The organism is Methylobacterium sp. WL19 (assembly GCF_008040005.1).
GTDB lineage: Bacteria > Pseudomonadota > Alphaproteobacteria > Rhizobiales > Beijerinckiaceae > Methylobacterium > Methylobacterium bullatum.
On the sequence record NZ_VRVC01000244.1, the window covers coordinates 1 to 2,637 of the forward strand.

The window sequence follows — 2,637 nt, forward strand, 5'->3', positions numbered from 1 at the left end:
ATGCAGCGCGCCGACGCCACGCAGGCGCGGCAGCAGCCAGAGCAGCATCGGCACGCCGACGAGGGAGGCCAGCGCCCCCGTCGGCACCTGCGCGATGGGGGCGAGCGCCAGGACCATGGAATCGGTGAGCCAGATCAGGGCCGCCCCGAGCAGGGGCGCGGCGACGAGGCGGTCGCGCAAGGTGCGCGTGCCGGTGAGCCGAACGAGGATCGGCGCGGCGAAACCCACGAAGCCGATGACGCCAATCCCCGCCACCACGAAGCCGCCCAGCGCCACCGCCACGGCCACGGCGAGGAACCGGACCCGGCCGAGGGAGAGCCCGAGGCTCCTGGCGTTCGCCTCGTCGAGATCCAGCACGGACAGGGGCCGCACCATCAGCGCGACCAGCATGGCGGCCACCGCGAGGCGGGGCGCGAGATAGGCCGGGGCGCTCCAGTCGTTCATGGCGAGGGAGCCCGCGCCCCAGACGAACAGGCCGAACAGCCGCTCCTGATGCAGGATCACGAGGAGGGTCTGGATCGCCCCGCAATAGAGCTCGATCACGAGGCCGGCCAGCAGCAGCGCGAGGGGGGCGAAGCCCTTGGCGCGGCCGAGGGCGAAGACCGCGAGCACCGCCAGGGCCGAGCCCGAGAGCGCCACCGCCTCCCGCCCTTGCGAGAAGAGGCCGGGCGCGAACAGGGAGGCCAGGGCCAGAGCGAGCTGCGCCCCGGCCGAGATGCCCAGCGTCGAGGGCGAGGCGAGGGGATTGCGCAGCACCTGCTGCAGCACCACCCCCGACAGAGCGAGGGCGCCGCCGGCCAGCCAGGCGGTGACGATCCGCGGCAGCACGCTCTCATGCAGGATCACCTGGGCGATGTCGGTCCAGTCGGGACTCCACAGGGCCTTCAGCGCCGGGCCGAGGGCCATGTCGGCGGTGAGCGTGCGCAGGGTGAGGAGCCCGGCCACGAGGGCCACCGCGCCGATGAGGAGCATCGTCCCGCCGATCCGCGACCGGGGCGGCGCGAGGGCATCGAGGCGGGGCTCGGCCAGATCCACCTCAGCCACGGGGGCAATCCCGCTTGGCGAGACCGGTCATCAGCTCGGCGAAACGCGCGATGGCCGGCAGGCCGCCATAGAACCAGACCGGGGCCACCACGTCGACATGATGCTCGCGCACCGGCGGCAACGTCTGCCAGAGCCGGCTGCCGGCCAGCGCCCTGGCGGCGTCGGATTGAATCGGCCCGATATGGACGATGCGGGCATCGGCCGGGCCGGTGGCGAGCTGTTCGATCCCCACCGCCGTGAAGCCGGAGGCGTTGCTGGCGCCGGTCCAGGCATTCGGGATCCGGAGGCGGTCGAGCACGGTCTGGAACAGGCTGGTGCGGCCGTAGACCACGATGTTGCGGTGGTCGACGATCCAGACGAGGTAGGTCGGGTGCCTTTCGGCCGGGCAGGCGCTCGCCGCCGCCTCGGTGAGGATCGCCTCGGTGCGTGCCTCCAGGGCTCTGGCCTGCTCCACCCTGCCGAGCCGCAGGGCGATGCGCATCGTCTCCGCCTTCGCCCGCTCGTAGGGATCGCCCCCGGCATTGGCGATGGAGACCGCCTCCGTCGGGGCGATGCGCGAGAGGAAGCTGCCCTGCGTCGCCACCTGGATCGGGTTGGCGAGGATGAGGTCCGGCTTCAGGCTCGCCAGCACTTCGAGGTTGGGCTCCACCACGAGGCCGAGATCGACCACGCCCTCGGGGAGCGCCGGCGCCACCACGGTCCGGTTGTAGTTCTCGGGCTGCGTCACCGCGACCGGCACGATGCCGAGGCCGAGGAGCAGTTCCACGGCGCTCCAGTCGAGGGCCGCGACGCGCGGCTGGGCGGGCATCTTTTTCTCCGCGCGCGCGGGCAGACAGGCCAGCACGAGGAGGCAGGCCGCCAGGCCGAGAACGGCCCGTCTAGCGGACATCGACGGCAGCCAGGGCGAGATCGTCGGCCTTCCTTTTCGCCTCCGGAGCGAGGCTCGCATCCCGCAGGGCGGGCGTGAACGCCGCGATGGCGGCGGTGGCGGCGAGGCACAGGCCGCCCCCCGCCGCCATGGCGATCCGCGCCGAGGCGAGATGGGCCGTGGTGCCCGCCTGCATGCCGCCGAGCGCCGGGCCGATCGTCTCCTCCAGCACCCACAGGCTCGACACCCGGCCGAGCATCGCATCCGGCGTCGCGCGCTGGATCAGGGCCGCGCGCAGGATGCCGGCGAGGCTCGCGGCCGCGCCGAGGGTGGCAAGGCAGAACAGGGCGGGAGCCATGCCCTCGCTGAAGCCCAGCGCGATGCAGGCACAGGCCCAGACCGCCACGCAGGCGACGAGCCAGCGCCCGGCGAACGGGCTCGCGCCGGCCCGGCCCGAGGCCAGGGCGCCGAAGAGCGCGCCGACCGAAGGGGCGGCATAGAGCAGGCCGATGCTGTCCGGCCCTCCGCCGAGCCCGTGCGTCGCGAGTTCGGGCAGCAGCACGTAGGGCACGGCGAAGACCAGGGCGACGAGATCGACGAGGAGCAGGCTCAGCACCAGGGGCGAGCGGGCGATGTAGCGCAGCCCCCCCATGAAGCCGGCCTCGTCGGCGGCGAGAACGGGAAGGGGCGCTCCGGCGGAGGGGCCGGCGAGCGGCGGCAAGGGG

3 protein-coding genes are annotated in these 2,637 nt (G+C 73.6%); all 3 read right to left on the bottom strand.

From position 1 onward, the window contains the following. On the bottom strand, positions 1–1,044 hold a 1,044-nt coding region (locus tag FV220_RS24730; RefSeq protein ID WP_147833554.1), incomplete at its 3' end, for an iron chelate uptake ABC transporter family permease subunit. Then, positions 1,037–1,933 carry an ABC transporter substrate-binding protein gene (locus tag FV220_RS24735; protein ID WP_147833555.1) on the bottom strand — a complete coding sequence of 299 codons (897 nt, stop codon included), beginning with the start codon at positions 1,931–1,933 and terminating at the stop codon, positions 1,037–1,039. The genes FV220_RS24730 and FV220_RS24735, both read right to left, overlap by 8 nt. Beyond that, on the bottom strand, positions 1,923–2,637 hold a 715-nt coding region (locus FV220_RS24740; RefSeq protein WP_147833556.1), incomplete at its 5' end, for an MFS transporter. The genes FV220_RS24740 and FV220_RS24735, both read right to left, overlap by 11 nt.

What these genes read in the sequence shown, in the direction of transcription:
- FV220_RS24735 (WP_147833555.1), bottom strand. Translation starts at nt 1,933, where the DNA reads ATGTCCGCTAGACGGGCCGTTCTCGGCCTGGCGGCCTGCCTCCTCGTG.